Below are 1159 nucleotides of genomic sequence, written 5' to 3' on the forward strand. Positions count from 1 at the left end.
TGGTTGGGTGTTTGGTGGGGGGGAGCCGGGCTTGCTGCCGCTCCCTCTTGTTGGGGGTGGTTCTTCGCCGTTGGGGGGGGTGGCGCCGCCACCGAACGGGGGAACGATGGAGAAACAGGTGCTCGGCCGCACCGGCCGGCTGGTGTCGGTCGTCGGCCTGGGAACCTGGCAGCTGGGGGCGGACTGGGGCTCGGTCGACGACGACCAGGCCCGGTCGGTGCTGGATGCCGCGTTCGAGTCCGGAGTGACGTTCTACGACACGGCCGACGTCTACGGGGACGGGCGCAGCGAGCAGATCGTCGGCGCGTTCCTCGCGGACCACCGCGACGACGGTCTCACCGTGGCCACGAAGATGGGCCGCCGGATGGACCAGGTGCCGGAGAACTACGTGCTCGCGAACTTCCGCGAGTGGACCGACCGGTCGCGCCGCAACCTCGGCGTCGAGACGCTGGACCTCGTCCAGCTGCACTGCCCGCCCACGGCCGTGTACTCGGACGACGAGGTGTTCGACGCGCTTGACACCCTCGTGGCCGACGGCGTGACCGCCGCCTACGGGGTCTCGGTCGAGACGGTCGAGGAGGCGCTGACCGCCATCGCGCGGCCAGGCGTCGCCACGGTGCAGATCATCCTGAACGCGTTCCGGCTCAAGCCGCTCGAGCAGGTGCTGCCCGCGGCCTCGGCGGCCGGGGTCGGGATCATCGCGCGCGTGCCGCTCGCGTCGGGCCTCCTGTCGGGCCGCTACACGCACGACACCACGTTCTCCGAGGACGACCACCGTACGTTCAACCGCGAGGGCAAGGCCTTCGACGTCGGGGAGACGTTCGCGGGCGTCCCGTTCGACGTCGGCGTCGATGCCGCCGCGCGGTTCACGGAGCTCGCGGGCTCCGCCGCGGGGCAGGACCTCACGCCCGCCCAGGCGGCGATCGCGTGGGTGTGGCAGCAGCCCGGCGTCTCGACCGTCATCCCCGGCGCGCGCAGCGCCGAGCAGGCGCGGCTCAACGCGGCTGCCGGATCCGCCGAGGTGCTCGGCCCGCTGTTCACCTCCGGCGTGCGCGAGATCTACGACGAGGCGATCAGGGAGCACGTGCACGACAAGTGGTGAGGCCGAGGTAGTACAGATCTCGCCGAGGTAGTTCGAAGGGCGGGCCGCATCGGATGC

General features: G+C 71.5%; 1 protein-coding gene. It reads left to right on the plus strand.

Annotated features, from left to right (window positions below; all coding sequences use genetic code 11):
* Positions 1 to 106: 106 nt before the first annotated feature.
* Positions 107 to 1102 carry an aldo/keto reductase gene (locus ACWF41_RS19645; RefSeq protein WP_380326679.1) on the plus strand — a complete coding sequence of 332 codons (996 nt, stop codon included), beginning with the start codon at positions 107 to 109 and terminating at the stop codon, positions 1100 to 1102.
* The last annotated feature ends 57 nt before the right edge of the window (positions 1103 to 1159 follow it).

It is taken from the genome of Isoptericola sp. NPDC055063, assembly GCF_053608125.1.